Origin of the sequence: Mucilaginibacter terrae, assembly GCF_031951985.1 — a bacterium.
Lineage (GTDB): Bacteria > Bacteroidota > Bacteroidia > Sphingobacteriales > Sphingobacteriaceae > Mucilaginibacter > Mucilaginibacter terrae_A.
The window spans coordinates 4,819,841-4,839,570 of record NZ_JAVLVU010000001.1 but is presented as its reverse complement, the minus strand read 5'-3'; the positions used below and the strand labels follow the sequence as shown (position 1 = coordinate 4,839,570).

General features: G+C 42.7%; 16 protein-coding genes. All 16 read left to right on the top strand.

Going from position 1 to position 19,730, the window contains the following annotated elements:
* The first annotated feature begins 62 nt into the window (after positions 1-62).
* The 16 genes from QE417_RS20820 to QE417_RS20745 all read left to right on the top strand — a co-directional run bounded on the left by QE417_RS20820 (position 63) and on the right by QE417_RS20745 (position 19,729).
* Complete coding sequence (locus tag QE417_RS20820; RefSeq protein ID WP_311953244.1) at positions 63-1,271, top strand: PBSX family phage terminase large subunit; 1,209 nt, start codon at positions 63-65, stop codon at positions 1,269-1,271.
* A 346-nt stretch (positions 1,272-1,617) separates the two neighbouring features.
* Positions 1,618-2,343 (top strand): hypothetical protein, encoded by a 726-nt coding sequence (locus QE417_RS20815; RefSeq protein WP_311953241.1) that lies wholly within the window; start codon positions 1,618-1,620, stop codon positions 2,341-2,343.
* 203 nt (positions 2,344-2,546) lie between these two features.
* A complete protein-coding gene (locus QE417_RS20810) occupies positions 2,547-2,999 on the top strand; it encodes a hypothetical protein (protein WP_311953239.1) in 453 nt (150 codons plus the stop codon).
* Between the two features lie 47 nt (positions 3,000-3,046).
* Entirely contained in the window at positions 3,047-5,248 is a 2,202-nt protein-coding gene (locus QE417_RS20805) for a hypothetical protein (protein WP_311953238.1), read from the top strand.
* Between the two features lie 110 nt (positions 5,249-5,358).
* Positions 5,359-7,377, top strand: a complete 2,019-nt coding sequence (locus QE417_RS20800; protein ID WP_311953235.1) for a hypothetical protein — start codon at positions 5,359-5,361, stop codon at positions 7,375-7,377.
* 74 nt (positions 7,378-7,451) lie between these two features.
* A complete protein-coding gene (locus QE417_RS20795; RefSeq protein ID WP_311953232.1) occupies positions 7,452-8,018 on the top strand; it encodes a hypothetical protein in 567 nt (188 codons plus the stop codon).
* Between the two features lie 43 nt (positions 8,019-8,061).
* The gene (locus tag QE417_RS20790) at positions 8,062-8,589 is read left to right on the top strand and encodes a hypothetical protein (RefSeq protein WP_311953230.1); all 528 of its coding nucleotides are present in this window, start codon (positions 8,062-8,064) and stop codon (positions 8,587-8,589) included.
* Positions 8,590-8,892: 303 nt separating this feature from the next.
* On the top strand, positions 8,893-9,351 hold the full coding sequence (locus QE417_RS20785) for a hypothetical protein (protein ID WP_311953228.1): 459 nt from the start codon (positions 8,893-8,895) through the stop codon (positions 9,349-9,351).
* Positions 9,352-9,543: 192 nt separating this feature from the next.
* Positions 9,544-10,116, top strand: coding sequence for a hypothetical protein (locus QE417_RS20780; RefSeq protein ID WP_311953225.1), 573 nt, complete (start codon positions 9,544-9,546; stop codon positions 10,114-10,116).
* Between the two features lie 820 nt (positions 10,117-10,936).
* Positions 10,937-13,546: a hypothetical protein gene (locus tag QE417_RS20775; protein WP_311953223.1), complete on the top strand. Its 2,610-nt coding sequence runs from the start codon at positions 10,937-10,939 to the stop codon at positions 13,544-13,546.
* Between the two features lie 143 nt (positions 13,547-13,689).
* Positions 13,690-13,944 carry a hypothetical protein gene (locus QE417_RS20770; protein ID WP_311953222.1) on the top strand — a complete coding sequence of 85 codons (255 nt, stop codon included), beginning with the start codon at positions 13,690-13,692 and terminating at the stop codon, positions 13,942-13,944.
* A 333-nt stretch (positions 13,945-14,277) separates the two neighbouring features.
* The gene (locus tag QE417_RS20765) at positions 14,278-15,480 is read left to right on the top strand and encodes a head maturation protease, ClpP-related (protein WP_311953220.1); all 1,203 of its coding nucleotides are present in this window, start codon (positions 14,278-14,280) and stop codon (positions 15,478-15,480) included.
* 209 nt (positions 15,481-15,689) lie between these two features.
* On the top strand, positions 15,690-16,940 hold the full coding sequence (locus QE417_RS20760; RefSeq protein ID WP_311953217.1) for a hypothetical protein: 1,251 nt from the start codon (positions 15,690-15,692) through the stop codon (positions 16,938-16,940).
* 138 nt (positions 16,941-17,078) lie between these two features.
* Positions 17,079-17,675 carry a hypothetical protein gene (locus QE417_RS20755; RefSeq protein ID WP_311953214.1) on the top strand — a complete coding sequence of 199 codons (597 nt, stop codon included), beginning with the start codon at positions 17,079-17,081 and terminating at the stop codon, positions 17,673-17,675.
* A 100-nt stretch (positions 17,676-17,775) separates the two neighbouring features.
* On the top strand, positions 17,776-19,062 hold the full coding sequence (locus QE417_RS20750; protein WP_311953212.1) for a hypothetical protein: 1,287 nt from the start codon (positions 17,776-17,778) through the stop codon (positions 19,060-19,062).
* A gap of 46 nt (positions 19,063-19,108) precedes the next feature.
* The gene (locus QE417_RS20745; protein WP_311953210.1) at positions 19,109-19,729 is read left to right on the top strand and encodes a DUF6712 family protein; all 621 of its coding nucleotides are present in this window, start codon (positions 19,109-19,111) and stop codon (positions 19,727-19,729) included.
* Position 19,730 lies beyond the last annotated feature (1 nt).

Below are 19,730 nucleotides of genomic sequence, written 5' to 3'. Positions count from 1 at the left end.
TTTCAATCACCAACTACTCACCATTCACTCATTCACACCCTCACTCATTCACTCATTAAAAAATGAAAACCTCCGTCCTATTTAAACTCAATTATGAAAGCCTGGCCCATGTGGTGGTCAACCAGGGTGGCACCAGTTCGGGCAAAACGTATGCTATTGAGCAGGTTTTGTTTGCATTGGCTTGCGAACAGGCCAAGCAGGTAATTACCGTTGTAGGGCAGGACATTCCGAATTTAAAGGCAGGTGCCATGCGCGATGCGCAAAATATTGTAGGAGAATCGACCGGGTTGCAGGCCGCTATTAAATCGTTTAATAAGAGCGATCGTATTTATGAGTTTCACAACGGCTCCATCATCGAGTTTAAAAGCTATGATAATGCCCAGGATGCGAAGAGCGGCAAGCGCGATTACCTGTTTATAAACGAGGCCAACGGCATTAGCTGGGATATTTATACCGAACTGGCCCTGCGCACCCGCAAACGGGTTTATTTAGATTATAACCCTAACGCAGCCTTTTGGGTGCACGACCAGTTGCTGGGGCAAACGGGCGTACAGCTTTTAATATCAGACCATCGGCACAATCCTTTTTTGGATGAGCATACCCGCCAAAAAATTGAAAGCCTGCGTGAAAGTGATCCTGAGCGCTGGAAGGTTTATGCACGCGGCCTCACCGGCAAAATAACCGGACTGGTGCTTACCAACTGGCTGCTGTGCGACAGCATCCCCACCGATGCCAAAAAGTTAGCCTGCGGGCTCGATTTTGGTTTCAGTAACGATGAAACCGGGTTGATTGAAGTGTACCAGCAAAACGGCGAGCTATGGGTAAACGAGTTACTATACCAAACTGGCCTCACCAATAACGATATCAGTAAGTGCATGAACGAATTAAGCATCAGCAAAAACACCGATATTATTGCCGATAGCGCCGAACCAAAATCTATTGAAGACCTGCGCAGATTAGGCTGGCGCATTACCGGCGCTAAAAAAGGGCCGGATAGCATTAAAAACTCCATTGATATATTGCGCCGCTATCGCATCAACGTTACCCGCAACAGCATAAACCTTCGGCGCGAATTAGGCCGTTACCAATGGAAGATGGATACCACCGGTCGCCCATTAAACGTGCCTACTGATAGCTGGAACCACCTGATAGATCCGCTGCGTTATGTGGCGCTTAACAAATTGCAAATACATAACTCAAGCACAACCCGAACGCGCATGCCATATAAACCGGCAGAAACATTTGTGGGCGATGCGGCGGGGATGATTTAAGGTTAAAATAATGTTTTAAACCTTTTGCTCCATCGCACCGCCCATTCCGCACATCTCTGGGGACTACACTGTGTATCTACAAGTTGTATGCCCCAGCGGGGCTACCTATTTATAGCAGTTTTGTAAGATTTCAATAATGCTCCATTAGGAGCTACCCCACCGATGCATGTATGTTACGAAGGGTAGTCCCGCCGGGACATAAAAAAATTGCTTGCTTTTTCTATAAGTAGGTAGCACCTACGGCGCATCCTTTATTATTAAAAGATGTGGTTGTACGGTAGTCCCCAAGAAGGAAATTTAAAAACAACGCTCCCAATCCCCCCGCTCTCCGCTCCAATAAAACACCATGATTCAACAAACAATCAAAACCCTTACGGGAAATTTATTAATAAGTATACCCGATAATCTGCACGAAATCAGCCTAAAACAACTGATGGCTATGCAAGCTGCCGAAAAGCTGAGCGATCTGGATGCCATGAGCATCCTATCGGGCATACCTTTAACTGAGTTGCAGCAGATAAAAGATTACAATGATCTACAGCTCTTTAACGAACAAATTTTACAACTGGCAGCGCAAATTAAGGATCTGTACAACAGCAGCGCCATACCGAATGAAGTTACATTTGCCATTAACGGTAAAGCAACCAAGGTAAAGGTTGTCAAAAACCTTTCGGTTGAACCGGCCGGTGCTTTCATGGCCGCGCGTGATGTGATTGCCGAGGAAATAAGCAAGCATATTGCCCTACATGGCGAGGAAGATTGGCAGCAAACCTTTAACCCCTCGTTACAGGCCTGCAGCCAGGTATTGGCTTATTATTTTTACAGCCGTGCAACCGGGCAACCTTATGATGAGGAATTGGCGGCCGCATTTGCCTCGCAGGTTGAAGAGTTGCCCGTAACCCAGGTTTTGCCCATAGCCAAGTATTTTTTTTTGAACTATCCGCACTTATCGAAGCCGAAAACCGGCTTTTGGCATCGCCTGTGTCGGCTTTGGAGCAGCGGGCGGGCATCAAAGATTTTGAGCACTTCAGGTACATCAACACCGTTAACGCATTGGCCGGGGGAGATATAACCAAATGGCAGCTCATCCTCAATATGCCCTACAACAAAGTGCTCACTAAACTCCTCCTCAACAAAACCGAAGCCGCCTTTCAAAAAAGGTATTCGGAGATATTGAGTAGTTCATAGTTGTTGGTTCATAGTTCATGGCCATTAACTTCAATCGAGCCGAAAAATCATTCACTCATTCACAACTCACTCATTCACTCCTTAAAAATGCCCCTTCGTAATCATATCTTCAACATCACCAAAACGCTTAGCTGCAGTCCCGGCTTTGTGTATGGCACCGCTAACGAACTTAACCAGCTGGCCGACGATAAATCATTCCCCTGCGTGTTTATGTACCCGTTGCAAAGTATCGATATGCACCCGGCGGTAAACGGGTCGGTTAGCAACACGTTTACCGTTTACCTCGAATTTTTGCACAAAACCGACTTTGGCCAGTACACCACCGATAACGAAACCTATGTAGCCCAGGCTCTACAATTAGCCAACGAGTTTTTAGTTAAGGCATCAAAGTATGTGGATGGGCAAACCCGTTACTTTAAAATTATCACCACCAATAAGGCCAAATGCCTGCCCGTTTACAATAAGTACGATGTAAATACCACCGGCGTGGGTTTAACGCTCACGCTGCAATCGCAAAGCTTTACCAATTTTAATAGTTAACGCCAGCCTGCTCTGCTTATCAGCTTACTTAAAATCAAATTTCTCCCATGCCTAAATACGCCTATTATTACTTAGATAATGAGCGGCTGGTTTATTCCTATAATAACCAGGACCTGCCGCAAACTTATTACGACCAGCCGCGAGGCAATCAAGACCAGCCACTACAAGCCATTGACCAGATCGACCGCCCCGTAGGGCGTACCGGCTACCAGCGTTATGCCGATGTTTTTATTGGCGTGCGTAACGAATACGGTCAGCCCGTTGATGCCAACTATGCCACCATATATTACCGCGAGAGCTTTAACGGCAACTTAACCTCGTTGCAGCCCATTTCATTTCCGGGCAAGAGTGTGCAAATAGGCTATCAAACCTTAATTGAGGATTCGGATGTAAACAACCCATATTTTTACAATATTCAGTTTGTAGGCAATGTGGAAGATAATGATGGCACTTACATTCCGCCAAAAATTTGCGACGCCGCCATTAGCACGGTAATTATTGATAAAAACGAAAGCGGTAATGGTGTTCATGATGCGCAAATAACCATTAAAGCAACATCGGGCGCGGGTGATATTGAGTACAGTATTGATAACGTAAACTGGCAAAGCAGTCCCCAATTTAGCAACCTTGCCGGCGGTGCTTACACAGCTTACATTAAAGATGCCAGCGACTGTACCGCACAGCTAAACTTTGCTGTGCTTACGGTAACCAACCTGCTCACCGCCGATCCATCGGTTAATTTAGGCAACGGTAACATCAGCAGGTGGAACGCTGCCTTCAACCCCATTGTATTTACCTACCAGCGGCGCGATTTTGCCGTGATCAGCATCCAACCCGGCAATACCTCAGCCCAAACGGTTTTCAAAATAAACGATGTGCTTTACGCCGGGAGCGTATTGGTGGCCGAAAAAGATTGGGTTTACATCAATGCCGGTCCTTACAACGATCTATTCCAGGTAACAGCGGTCGACATTTACAACAATACGCTCACCATTAACACACCTTATCAAAGCTACACCGGCAATGGTTTTATTAATATTAACAAGCTCAGGCCGTATTACCAGGTGTCAACTAAAATTACGTATATCGATAAGTTCAAAAACAAAGAATCGACCATTACCTGCGTACATCGCCCCAATAATACGGGTGAGGTTAAGGCCGATATTTCGAGCTTTTTGCAAAGCCTGCTGCGGGCTAAAGACGAAAGCGATTTTAGCCAGCCCAACTACCGCGATGTTAACCTGAGCGCCCATTACTTTGTTGAATATGCCCAAAGCTGGCAAAACCCGGCCACAGGCAATAGCACAGCCCAGGAGTACATCAAAATTGAAGCGCCATATTATATAACTTTTACGGCAAGACAACTGGGCGATGAGCATGGCGGCAATATGGCGGCTTACGTACCGTTTAAAACCGTTGATGCGCCCAGCAAGCGCGCCCGCTGGATAACCGATTTTGCCGAACCAGCTTACTCCTACGGTTACCCTTTTGATATTGGTTTTATTTACGGCGATGATTTGGCCGGACTAAACATTTATGCCGAAACTACTCCACTCGATATAAACCGCACCCCGCTGGGGCCGCCCGCTACCACTTACCTGCTTAATGAAAACGGATCGTTCTTGTTACAGCAAGACAACAGCAAACTGGTTATTTTCAGGCCAAGCATAACCAACGAACCTATAACCACGGGTTTAGCACAAGCTGTTGGGCTTAACCGCCTCAAGCTTAACCCCTCACTGGCCAACGAAGCTAACTACTTTAACATCGTACTTAAGTATAAAGATGCGGGCAATAACGAGCACACCGTCACTCAAACGCAAACCATTCGTATTGATGATGCCGTGGACGAGCAATCGGTGTACCTGCGCTGGATTGGCCTTACCGGCTCGTGGAATTATTACCGATTTGTAATGAACCAGGAAGTATCGTTGGATGTACAGAACGCCGTAATTATTAAAAATCACATCCTCGATTGGGCCAAGCAGGATGCCATGGAAGACGTGATCAGCAAAAGCGCCGGGCTAAAAATGAAGGTGATGGCCGAAGATCTTTCGGTAGCCGATATTAAGGGCCTGCAATCCATCAAATATTCGCCCAAGGTGCAAATGCTGGTGAACAAAAACCCGGCTAAATGGCAAACCGTGGTGCTCAACACCGCCACCTTTGCCGAGTACGAAACCCGTAATGGCCAGGCCCCCTTCAGCGTAACGTTTAACCTGCCGGGGTTGAATATACAAAGCCAGTAATGTGCAGATGTGCAGATAAGGCAAATTTTGTACAGGCCTGCTTTGTTTTAATTAGTTCATTTTTTCTATCCGCAAATTTGCACATCTGCACATTTGCATATCATCCTCCCATGCTTCACCTCTTCCTCAACGATGTCCTTGTCGATCTGTCCGACGATAGTCCTATTGCTTTAACCTTTCAAATTAATAACCTGGCCGAGGTTAAAAACCAGCAGGGCAATACCAGTAACCAGTTTAAATTGCCGCTTACCCAGCATAACCGGCAGGTATTGGGGTTCCCTGATGATGTGGCCTTTACCACCGATGCCCCTTACAAGCAATACGCCGCCAAACTGGTACAGGATGGTATGGAAATTATACCATACGGTCTGGCCGAGCTCAACAGTGTGGAAAATAATACAGCCGCCATAACCGTGCTCTCGGGCAATGTTGATTTTTTTGATGCCATTGACGGTAAAATATATGAAACCGGCGACCCTAAAAGCATCTGGTACAACACCGGTTGGAACCAATACCTGCACAACTGGACGCTGGCTAATGTGGTAGCCTCGCAACGCCGCACCAATGGCTGGATATGGCCAGTGGTTGACTACGGTAAAATACCGAAAGACTTTACCGGCACACCCAAGATTGATGTGCGGTATTTGCGCCCCGGCTTCTTCCTTAAATCATTCATAGAATTGATGGTGAACAAAACCGGCTACACCATTAACCCCGACAGTTTTTTACTAAAGCAACCTTTGTATGATAAACTAATAGTACAGTTTGCTAATGATAATTTTGAACACGGTACAGGATATGATTCCAGTAAGAGCAGCAACCTCTCTTTAGAAGCTGTAAGCTCGAGAGACCAGTCATACGTTTACGGGCAAAATGGCGCTAACGAAGATTTCTTTTTTAGCAATGTTGTTAAAGGACAAAACGTGTTTTCAAGTGGTAAAGCGTATGTTGCCACTACCGATATTGAAGTTGATATTTCGTTGCAGTACAGACTGCGTTACCAGTCTACCAACACTAAAGGGGCGGTCACTATATCCATTAAAAAATATGGCAAAAACGGCGGCACGCCCGAGGTGCTGGTGAATAAGTTTTATAACGCCGATGGTGCAACAGTACAAAATCTTGGATTTGTAAAATATTATACCAGAGATTTGGGTAATGAAATCCAGAACATCAGCACCAAACTTACCACTGGCGAAAGCCTAAGAGTTTGGTGGGATATTGAACAGGATGTAAAAAAAGTTACCGGGTTTACCCTGTACAATGGTGCCAAATTTTTAGTTACCGAAAAGCCCGGTAAAATGCTATATGGCCACGAAGTACAGTGCGAACGTATATTTCCTGATATTGGACAAAAAGATTTACTAAAAGATACCCTGCAGCGCTTCGGCATCATTTGCCAAACCGATGCTGGTCGCCGCATGATTACCCTGGCTTCGTTTCGAGATATTGTGAACAACATTCCGCAAGCCAAAGACTGGACCGCAAAATGCCTCGATCAGGGCAAAAGCATTACCTTTCAGTTGGGCAACTATGCACAAAACAATTACCTCAAAAACAAGGAAGACGACAACATCCCACCCGGCACCGCCGATTCGGTAATTGAGGTAAAGGATAAAACCCTACCCGCAACCGGCACCCTGTTTGAGAGCCAGTTTGCACCTACCCTTAACCGCCCCTACATTGGCGGCAACATTGCTCAGATAAACAAAGTTGATATTAGTAACGATGCCGATGCGGTTGACTTTAGCATTAGCACACAACCACGGCTGCTTATCCACAACATCACCAATTTACAAAACGGGCAACAAGTTGAATTTACAGACGGCACCGGTGCCAACCATAATGAAAACACCGCCATATGCACCCCCTACTTTGACAAGCCCGGCGGCGAGCACAGCCTTCACTTTGAAAAATTGCGCCAGTTGTACTACCCCGAATTGGAAAAAATACTGCGCGAGACCAAAAAGGTAGTACGCTATTTTTTGCTCACCCCGCGCGATATTTTAGAACTGGATTTACTCATTCCCATCTACATACAACAGGATGGCGCTTATTACTACATCAATAAAATTGACATTTGGCGCAAAGGGCAAAGCACCAAAGTGGAGTTGATTAAATTGGGGTAAAATATTTATGCACACTCTTGCTTTTCATAACTGCCAATATTATATTTACCAAAAATATTAGCAAACATTCTAACATGAATAACACTCAAAATCCTAAATCCTTTTTCAGCAAATACAAAATAGCTTTAATAGTTTCTGTAATTATATTGGCATTAGCGGCAACCGCGTGGGTAAAAAAAGACATCATTTATCTTCATTATGCCGTTGCAAAAAACAACGAATTTAAGCCAGGTGATACTCTTTATGCAAGTGAATATCTTTTTAACCGCAATAAAACAATAAACGACATTATTATTTATCAATCTGTTAGTCCAAAAAGCTTTTTCCCTTTTTCAAATAAATCTTACATGGCCGATGTAGGTTTAAAAATCCCCGGCGAGAAACTACTGCAACGAAAAACAGGCAAAGTTGGAACTTATGTAGGCTATAAAGTTGGTAATTTAAAAATAGGTGATGATCATTATATACCTTTCGTTTATTATATTATAAAGCTTGATAATAGCGTGCTGTATAAGGAGCATGTAATATCCCTCCCTGAGGCTTATAATATTCAAAATGGTTATATAAAAGACGACAATTACCTTTATGTAGATTCATTTAATATAACTGATAAAGACTCTAAAAAATTCACAAAGAATTAGGAAAGATTACAAATTTTAATAATCCTTAACAAAAGGAAACACAATGATGCAAGACCCTGCAATAAAACCTAAATCAGTAAAAGTCAAATATATTTTGCTTTCGGTATTAGCATTTTTAATAGTTGCTGCAATAATTGGTATCCAGTATGAAGACTACTTTGGCGCACAAATAAAAAATCTCAAAAACAACCACTTTAGTAAAGGCGATAAAGTTCACCTTAGTTATGGTGGTATGGATGGTGCAAGATATATGAATATTCCACTTTATCAGTTGGTTACATCTTCTGAAGGTGAAAAATATATTGTGTTTGCCAATAAAGTAATTATATATGATTCTTTATTAAGATGTAAAGACCATTGCTTAGGAATTTATCAGCACCGGAAAATGGAAAAATTCTATCCTACTAAAAAATGCATCAATTTTTATTCTGTGCACGTAGATAAGAAGTTAATAATCGATTCTAAATCGAAGTACAAAATCCCTGTCGGCTTAGAAAAAACAAATGATGAATACGTCATAGTTTGGAATTACACATCAAATAAGGTTGAGAAACGCATTTTAAGCAACTAAGGTAGCAATTCCTTAACTTTAAGGTGCCAATCAACATATAAACAATAATCCATGCCTTGTCAAAAAAAACTCCGACATCGAAATAACTTCCGATGCATTAAATCAATTACCCAAGTATAAAGCAGAATTTGATGGTTTGCGTGATGCATTAATAACGTGAATAAGAGATAAAAATCGGTGATAATCTCTTTTACAAAGCTTGCAAATAAAGCTTTTGAGTATTATATTTACCAAAAATATTAGCAAACAATAACAACCCAAACCAACTCATCATCCCCTAAAAGTCATAAGCCATTAATAATTGTGATAGTTATTATAGCAATTGCCGCAGTTGCTTACTTAAAATGGGATTGGCTACACGCCCAATATACACATACAACACAAGTAAAATTCAATAAAGGCGATAAGGTTTATGTGGCAAAAAATCGGTTCGAAAATGAAGGCATGAGTAGCCTGGGTATATTTCGCCTAATTAAACCTACCAACAATAAAGGCGAATCCATTTTGCTTATTCAAAACATTGTTGAGCTAAGCAAACTTAAGGATCATCGTTCTTCCTATCTGGGCAATTATGTTGCTCAAGGCTATTATAAATTTAAAGTTGGTGATACACAATCAAAAGACAGCTTTTTAAGACTAAAAATTTCTCCCGAGCTATTAACCGATGTAGATGATAAAGCTATGCCTGCGGGTTACAATTTTGCCGATAGTGACTATTACGTGTTTGAGGAAAGCGTTGGATATAGCGAGGTATTAAAATAAGCCCCCTATTTAGCGCAAGCTTTTGTTTAGTGGATAATGGCGTTGGATGACTTGTGCTTGCTCCGGGTAAATTGTTGTAAAATTTCCCACGGTTTATAATATATACCCCAGCTCATAGCATTCTTCAAATTTCATTTGAAATTGATAATTGCCTTTAATATATTTACCAAAATAATTAGTAAATATCCTGAAATGCAAAACAATCCTATCCTTTCTTCACAAACAAAAGGCATTTTAAAATACCGCGCCTGGCTCATTGCTTTAGTATTACTTATAATAATAGGTGGATTAGTGTGGTATAATAACACTATTTTACACCTTTATTATGTAAATGCCAGGGTAAATCATTTTAAACCTGGCGATAAGGTATATGCTAATGAATGGCGTGTGAATGAAAGAAATGAATACGGAGCTGTTAATATAAAACTATTTGAGTTAGTTTGCCCTTTAAAAGAAACCAGCAAAGATAAACCGTTTCTTATTGATTTAGGCTGGCAGGTAAGTGGAGACAGCTTATTCAAATATAAATCGGCATCATTTGGTACTTATATTGACTATACGGTGCTTAACGAAAGGTTTAATGATAAATATTACCCAATGATATATTATAGCGTTAAACTTAACAGAAAATCCTTATTTAAAGAGTACCCTTATTATAACCCAATCCCTCCCGGTTATGTTAAAGTTGACGGCCCTTTTTATATAATGTCGATTGATGCTACCGACCATGAAGTTAAAAACTTCAAAATAAGAAAAGGGAAATAGCTATTTTAATTGCGGAAAGCATAAGTAGACGTGATAGTAATTTCTCCACTTTAAGTATTATTTACAGAGTGAGGTATACACAAACATTAATTTTTCACCTAAATACAAAGCCGGATTGACAGTTTGCAAGAGACATTACATAACCTTTTGACGAGATAATAAACAGTTAGAATCTCGTTAAGTAAACTTGCAAATAAAAGTATTGCAGCATTATATTTACCAAAAATATTAGCAAATATAAATATTCAACAACCCGAAAACCTTAATTACAAAAATAGCTTATAGTTTTAGCTGTAGTTATTATCCTTGCAGTCTTAGGTTACACCAACAAAAGGTATTTACAGCTTCAATATACCAACATAAAGCAAAATCCCTTTAGTGCTAATGATAATATGTATGCAGGTAAATATGCCTTGGGATTATATCCGAAATCAGGTGTGTTGTTATTAAGATTGGCAAAGAGTAACAGAGGTGATGGTTCTGTTATGATGGTTTCAAGTGGAATACAGCTTACAACTAAATCCATGATCAAACCAAAGCAAGTACTACTTGGTAAATATTTGGACATGAAATTCATAAAGTTGAATTCCCGGATGGGATTGACTTAGAAAACTTTTATTATATCGAAGTTAATCCAAACCTCGTGAAAAAAGTTGACACTGCTGAAAGCAGGGTTAAACACGATTATACTTACCTTAACGATAAGTATTACGTACAATCATTTTGGGTTACTAACAAACAGTAACATGATTTAAAAGACTTCCACTAACAAGGTCTTTTTAAATTAGATACTATGCCAAACGGCACTAAATACATAAATATGGCAAAATCATTAAAAAAAGAAGCTGAGGAAACTGAAGAAGCGATTGAGGCGTTAAGGAATGCCATCAATGGAGTAAATGGAGAAATACCCAAATTTTCCGATGGGTTAAAGGCGGGCTTAACAGCCGTTGCCGAAAAACTGCCAGATGTTGTAGATTCGATGATAAAGCTAAATGCGCAAAACAAAGAGTTGGCAGCCGCTGGTGGTAAACCCAAAAGCGTACTTTCACAATTAGCCGGTTCCATGTTTTCATGGAATACAATCATTAGTGTGGGCGTAACATTACTTATCACATATGGAGGACAGATATTAGAATGGATCAGCTCATTAAACAAAGGCAAAGATGCTATGGCACAAGCAAAGGCCAGGCTTGATGCACTTAACAACGCAATGGGTAGCACCGAGTATAAGACCGCCATAAAAGATGTAATGCAGCTCAAAATTGCACTCGACGGTAGTAAAAAATCAACAGCTGATAAAACCGCTGTTATAAATCTTTATAACGATACTCTGGGCAAAGCAATGGGAAAGCTCGAAACTTTAGAGCAAGTAGAAAACCGAATAAAAACTGGCAGCGCCGATTACATAAGATGGACTTTAAATAAGGCAGCAGCAAATCAGGTTTTAGAAAAAGGTGTAGACGACGTGGTTAACAAGCAAAAGGAGCTAAACAACAGTGCATTTGAATTAAAAAAAGCTAAGACTAAGACAACTAATCTACAAAACAAGTATAACGAAGTTACTGATGTGCATTATAAGGGCTATGTACCTTCTGGTTTGAGTTCTGCTATAGCTGATGCCCAAGGAGAAGAACAGAAAGCAAGAGACTTACTAAAAGCGAACGAAAAATCATTAAATGGCACAATAAATAATCTAATAAAGTTCTCAGGCACATTTCAAAAAACGGCAGACGAAATAGCTAAAAAGAGTGGTATTGTGATGAGCGCGAATACTTTCCAAAAAGATTCGATTGAGTGGCTGCGCAATCAAATTACCGAATTAGAAAAAAGCTCAAAAAGTGGCATTATTGGTTCAGAACCTTTTAACAGGCTTCAAAAGTTAAAAAGACAACTGGCACAATTAGAAAACTATGGGCAAAAACATGACAGGCCCAAACTAAATAAAGATAAACCCACCGGCCCCACCGAAGAAGAAATACGCAAAGAATCGGCCGACCGTATGGCCTTGCTTACCCTCGATGGCTTTACCCGCGAGATAGAAGAAACCAACCAGCACTTTGCCAAACTCAAAAAGGAGCATCAAAACAATAATGCCACCGTTGAGCAACTCGAGCGAGAACACCAGGCAAAGCTTTCCTCTATAACCCACAAATTTCAGGAAGAAGGACTGGCTAAACTGGCGGCTTACAGTAAAGAGCTTAACCAAACCAGTAATGATGCCCATTTTGATGCCATACAACAGCTAACGGCCGAATACAGGGTAAAGGCCGATGATATACGCAAAGTACAAGCCGATAACGAAAAAATTGTTAGTGAGGCTGAAGAAGAGTCGCTTAAACTAACCATAGCCAAAACCGATATTACCGACAAAGCCAAACTGGCTGCCATTGATGCCAAAATTGAAGGACTTGAAAAGAAGCGTATAGAGGCTCAACAAGTAGTTGACCAGGCCAAAACCATAGCTGCACAATTAGCTGGCAAACGTGACAAAGACAGCGATAAATTAAACAAAGATTTTGCCGCCCAACGCAACCGCGAAACACTGGAAGATAATTTGGCAGGTGCCGAAGCAAGTGGCGACTGGAAACAGCAACATGATATTAAGCAGCAATTGCTCAATACCGAAACCCAGCAGGCCATTGATGCCGCCAACGGCAAAGAAGGAGCCATAGCCAAAATAAAAAAAGACGCCAAAGACAAGCAGGACCAGCTTGATAAGGCACGCATGGATGCCGAAGTAGCTAACCAAAAGAAGTATGTGCAGGGCCTCGATAAAATGGCCGGTGCCGTAGGTGCCATATTTGGCAAAAACACCATTGCTGCCCGTTTAGCGTTCAAAGCTCACCAGGCAGCCGCAGCGGCGCAGGTTATTATTGATACCCGACAAGCTATTATGGGCATATGGAAAGCCAACGCAGGCTTCCCACTCATTGGCACCGCCAAGGCCATTGCCGAAACGGCTATTGTGGCAGCCACCGGTGCATCAAACCTGGCCACCATCATGAAACAAAAGCCGGGCTTTGCGCAAGGTGGACAGTACACGTCGGATGGTCGCGGTGCATTGTTACCAGGCTATAGCCGTACCGATAACACCAATGCCTACTTACGCTCGGGTGAGGCCGTGGTGGTGAGCGAGGCCATGCGTAACCCTTGGGCACGCAACCTGGTTAGCGCTATCAACGTGGCATACGGTGGCCGGGATTTTTCGATACCCAACACGGCCAGCGGTTATGCCATAGGCGGTGTATTTACCGATGGCGGCAACGCCAGCCGCTACTACAGCCAACCCATGAACGATCAAAAAGATTTAGCCAATACCCTGGCCTACCAAATGCTCAACAACTTCCCTCCTATCTACGTCGACGTTAAAGACGTAAACAACCAGCAAAATATCCTCGCCCAAACGGTGAACAGGGTAAATCTTTAAGATTTAGAATCAAGAGTACAGAGTCAAGAATCAAGATTGAACTCCTGTAAAAAGAAGCCAATATTAACACCCCCAAAACAAGGCTTCGCTGTAAACCATGGTCTATGGTCTATCGTCTATGGACTTCCTATAAACTACAAAAAATGCATATCACCATCGCAAACCAATTATTTAACAGCGGCGCTTTAAGCGAGATGTTTAAGGCGGGCTTCATCAGCTCAAAAATATTTACCTATCGGGAAATTTACCTTTGGGTTGAAGCGCAGATGCAAACGCAAGGCATCAGCAAAAACAAAGCTGTATTTGAAGCGCAAGGGCATTTTAAAAAGGATGAGCGTACTATTTGGCGTGCCATAAACAGTTTTTCGGGTACTGACACGATGGTGTCACCACTTTAACACGATAATTTTTGCATCTTTGAATTATGCCAACCGGCACTTGTTTCATTTCGAATTTCGAATGTTCAATTTCGAATTTATTATCTGAATCAGGATTTTTCAGAATTTGAGAATTATCAAAATTACCGTCCCAACAAATAGAGCTACTGACACGATTGTGTCACCACTTCAGCCAAAAAAGTTCCTGATATTTGAAATATCAACCGCTAATTAATCAGCATCCGGCTGCTCTCTAACTGCGCCTCATCTGCACATTTGCATATCCGCAAAATCTGCACTTCCCCTTAGTAACTCAATAACCTAATAACCACTCCCTATTCACCACTCACCAACATGTACAAAATCTATTTATACGATACCGAGCAAGACGGTATTGGCTCGGGCAGCCTGTCATCTGCTTATTTGCAGCAACAATTGGTACAGGCTGCCGGTCAGGATGTGGAACTGCACATCAGCTCGGCAGGCGGATCGGCCTTTGATGCCATTGCCATTTACGATCTGCTAAAAAAATACCAGGGCCGCGTAATTACTTATATCGATGCCCTGGCCGCTTCGGCAGCTTCCATAGTGGCCATGGCCGGTAAAGAAGTGGTAATGAGCAAATATGCCCTGCTCATGATACACAAACCCATGGCCGGCAGCGGTGGTAATGCCGATGAGCTTTTGAAAGATGTACAAATGCTCAACACCGTACAACAGCGCCTGGCCCAAATTTATACCGATAAAACCGGGCTTGATGATGTGACCATCAACAGCCTCATTAACGCCGTAACCTGGATGACCGCCGACCAGGCACTGGCCCTGGGTTTTATTGACCGCATTGAAGATTACCAAACCGCCATTACCAACAGCGCCATCCTGCAAAAATGCACCAATTCCGCACCGGCAGTTTATCAGCGTTGCATCAACAAAATATTAGTAAACCATAATAATTCACCCAAAAAGCAAATGAACATGCACAACAACGACCTTATCGAGAAAACCACGTCGGTTTTGGATAAGATGATGAACTTTTTTAAGAAAGTGATGAACAAACAAACCATGACCGACAAAGGCGCCCTCCACCACACCGGCGAGCTTGACCGCGATACTGAAGTATTCCAGGACGAAGACCTGAGCACCCCCGCTGTTGATGATGTGTACACCACTGCCGAAGGCAAACAACTGTGCATTGAAAAAGGCAAGGTAAAAAAAGTTGAACCGGCTACCGAAGTAGAAAACGAAGATGAGGAAGAAGATATGCCCGCCGCTAAAGGCAAGCTCAAACCCCACGATGTGCAAAACCAGATAGCTGCTTTAAAAGCTAAACTGCATGCACAAAACGCTTTACTGGTTGAAGCCCGTACATCCTTACAAAATGCACAGGTCCGCTTAAAACAAACCCATACCGATATTAAAAACGAAATCAAATCAACCTTTACCCCCGAAGGCTCCAAACGCAGCAGCAAAGCCAAAGCCGAAAGTCAACCGTTTTTTGCCCCGCAGTCTGAAATTGCAAAAAATGCAGTAAGGCAAGCGGTTAGTGATACCAAATAATTCTCTACACTATTGAGAGGAACGGCATTACTTACCCATCTTTCCTCAACTTCGTTATCGAATAACCTTATTTCCGATAAAAAACTCCCTCTTCAGGGAGCCAGGTCTTCACTCTAATTTATGCTTCATTTCCGAAGCACCTTTTATCCCTAACAAAAGCAAAACTCATTCATTAAAACTTCTCCTTTAGGGGCGGGGAGTTAAAACTTATGGCACAATTTACTTTTACACCAAGCTCTTACGGCGGCGAAGCGCTGGCCGGGTTCATGGCCAGCACATTGCTCGAGGCCGATTCAGTTAAACGCGGATTATTAACCGTTATTAACGATGTAAAATTTAGAACAACAATACTCGACGTTGACGACGAAATCAAATTGCAGGAACCATCTGGTATATTTAAAGATCAGGGCACGGAGGCATTTCAAAAGGAAACTTACCTCGAACCGGTTGCATACGAGTTTATGAAACAAGAACAATGGGATAACCTGGTTAAAACATGGCAATCACAACGACTGGCTCCCGGCGCATTTGGCGACTATGAAGGCGTTGTTGACCTATCAGACTTTATGGTTCAGCGTTACCTCACAAAAATTCAAATAGCCAACGAACGTTTATACTGGCTTGGTAAAGATTCGACACCCGAAGCCGATTTTTCGAGTGAATTTAAAGGTTTATTGCCACTGATCAGCAAGGGCCCCAATGCCACAAGCAACAAAGTTGATATTTCATTATCAACCAGTACAAACACTTTTCTTTCGGCAACCTCAATAAGCACTAACGGCACAGTAACGTTTGCAACAGGTAGCAATATTGATAAGCTATCAGATGGTGATGTAGTTACTATAACTACTGCAAACGATTTGTTCATCGATACTTCGTTCACCACAAAAGCTGCTCTTGCCGGGGTTAAAGCAAAAGGGCAGTCTTATTTTATCAAAAAAACCGGTGCCGACCAAATTAAACTGATTCGTAATTACAACAACATTAACACCCGCAAAGCTGCTCAATTTAGCGGCACATCAGGCGCGGTTACTTTAAGCTTTATTAACGCAAGCAATGTGTTGAGCATTTTAAATAATGTTTACTCACAACTTGACCCTGCCGACCGTAGCCAGGATGATTTTAACCTGCAAATTCCGTTGCACGTTGGTTATGCTTATGCACAAGCTCAAGCTAATAATGCCACTAACGTTTTGAATGCGTTTACCGATAAAAAGAAAATGGATTATTTGGGAATGCCTCTGCAACTCATGAACCATTGGCAAGCTAATACCATATTGGGCGCACGTTCATCAAACCTGTTTTTGGGAGTTGACCTCTTAGGCGACCAAAGCGAGCTGTCTACTGTTTACATGAAACCATACACCAATGATAACGTGGTGCGCATGAAAGCCCGTATGAAAGCAGCCGTTAACTTTAAATTTCCCGACGAATTATTTTATCTCTCTCCCGGGATTTAAAATATTTAAATGAGCAGATATGCCGATGCACGGTTTGCTCAACCATCTACCATCATCTAAGCCTTATCTCCCATCAAGGCATCCGGGCATTTGCATATCTGCACATTATCACGCTCACTTACACATTCATTTTAAAATATGCCAACAATCTTTAGCAAAATTACCGAAGGCTTTAGCCTCGCCGCCGCATCGCCCGTTACTTCGGGTATCGAAGATGTGATCTACATCTTTAACGAGGATGACATGACCATCCAATACAGCACCACTAATCCCTTAACCATCGAAAAACTCATCCCTGTTAATGGTGGCAAGCTGTACAAATTTGAAGGCACCAATAACAGTTTTAATGCCATGTCAAAACTGGCCAAAACCCAGGTTGGTCCGCGTTATACCGAAGAAATTGATTTTAACATTGCCGGTCTGTCGGTTGAAATTAAAGCCCAGTTACGTGCCATGGGTTACGGCAGGGTAAAAGCCGTGGTTATTAATAACTACAAAGACAGCAATTCGGCCGTAGAACTGTTTGGCGCCGTAAACGGCCTCATCCTTACCGAAGCCGAACGCAATGCTGCCGATGAAGGTATGGAAGGCGGTTACAAACTTAAATTAACCAACCCAGATAAATTGCGCGAACCCTATCCGCCACGTGCTGTATTTATTGCACCACAATCGGGCACGGCCAGCTACACCAGCACCTTAACCGCCCTAAACGAGTTAACCGAAGACGCTGAATAAACAGTTGCAGGTTGCGTGTTGCAGGCTGCACAGCTAACCTATTCCTCATCACCTATATGCCTGCACTTAACCTGCAACACCAACCTACAACTTAATTTAAATGAAATCCTATTTACCTCAAATAGAACGCCGCATAAAGGTGCGGCCCAACCAAACCTTCGGCATACTTAATTACGACACCGATAATGCCTATCCGCAACGTATGCTCGAACTGGTGGCCGCCTCCCCAACGGCTAAAGATTGCTGGAACAAGCGCGCCAAATTTATAGGCGGCAATGGTTTTGAAGATAAAGAACTGGGTAAGCAAATCATCAACAACAAAGGGCTCACCCTAACTAAACTACTCAAGGCGGTAGCTACCGATAAGGCCCTGTTTAACGGTTTTGGCATCCACATAAATTACAATGCCAACTGCCAGGTGGCATCGGCCCATTACGTAAAGTTTGAAGACATACGCATGGGCGATACCGATAATGCAGAAACTGCCGGTAAATATGCCATATACAATGATTGGAGCCGCAAAAGCTGGAAACACATTATGCGGTCGAAGATTGTATTCATCGACCCCTACAACCCCGACCCTGCCGTAATTGATGAACAGGTTTTAATTGCCGGTGGCTGGGAAAACTACAAAGGCCAGCTTTACTACTTTAACCCCGAGGTTGACGATTACCCATTGATTGAAGCTGATAGTGTTTGGGAAGATTTTGAAACGGAAGCCGGTATTAAAACTTTTAATAACCGCGAGGTAACCACCGGCTTTTTACCGTCGACGATGCTCTTCATGCAATCGCGCCGCGAGGAGGCCGATAACAGTGCGCCCAATACAGGTTCAACAGGTAGTATCAACACACCTTCTCAGTTTGAAAAAGACCTGGGCAGCTTTCAGGGAACCAAAAGTGCTCAAAAAATCATTGTGATAGAGTATGAGGATGAAGCATCAAAACCTGAGTTTAAGCCCTATGCCATTCAAAATAACGACAAGCTTTTTGAAACCACCGAACGGTCGGTTGAGGCACGGATCATCAAAGGTTTTTCGGTACCCAAAGAGTTGATCAACGCCGAAAAAGCATCGGGCTTAAGCAACGGTGGCGAAAAAAAGGAAGCTATACGTGAATTTAATGATAACACCGCTCCCGATAGGAATGAACTGAGCGAGGTATTTGCAGAGCTATTCGGTAACTTCTATCAGCAAATCAACCCATCGGGCAACTGGAACATACTACCAGTACCCGGCAACGTAGCCGATGACAGCGCCGGAATGAAATCGGGCAGCAGCATAAACCAGGTGCTAATGTCTACCCTTCCAACCGAAAACAAAGTTGCCATACTCATTTACGCCTATGGCTTTAAACAAGCCGAAGCAAGGGCCATGGTCGGTGAATAAAATTGCTGCCCGGTTCATTTATCAACTCCATTAATCTTAATTCATCATGACTTCCTTACTGATCACTGCTGAAACCTTTCAGCAATTTGAGGACATTTCCATCAACATAAAACCCGAGCGCTTACAGGTATTTATTAAAAAAGCACAAGAGCTCGACCTGAAGCCATTCTTAGGCTATCCGTTGTATTTCCAATTGTTAAAATACTTTGATTCCGATGGCCAGATAAAGACCGACGCGCCACAGGTATACAAAAAGCTGTTTAACGGTGGCGATTATACCGACGATCATGGTAATACAATTGCTTATGAGGGCATTGCTCCAACATTGGTTTACTTCACCTTTGCCCGCTTTATTGAAGGCAATGGCGTGCATTATACGGCAACCGGTCCGGTAGTTAAGCAGTACGACAATGCCCAGGCCGTAAGCACCCAAGACCAGGTTAAACTGGTACAACAGCAACGCAGCGTAGCTAATGCCCACGCTAATGAGGTGGAGAAATTCTTGTTAGATAACCATGCTGATTACCCGTTGTGGCGCTATAATGAAAAGAATAAAAGTTCGCGCCAGGCGGGCCCGCGTATAAGGGGGATTGACCGTACCAGTTTTAATTCACCCACTGGTGTTCCCGAAATTGACAACTATTCAGTATATGATAACCTGTTTTAAT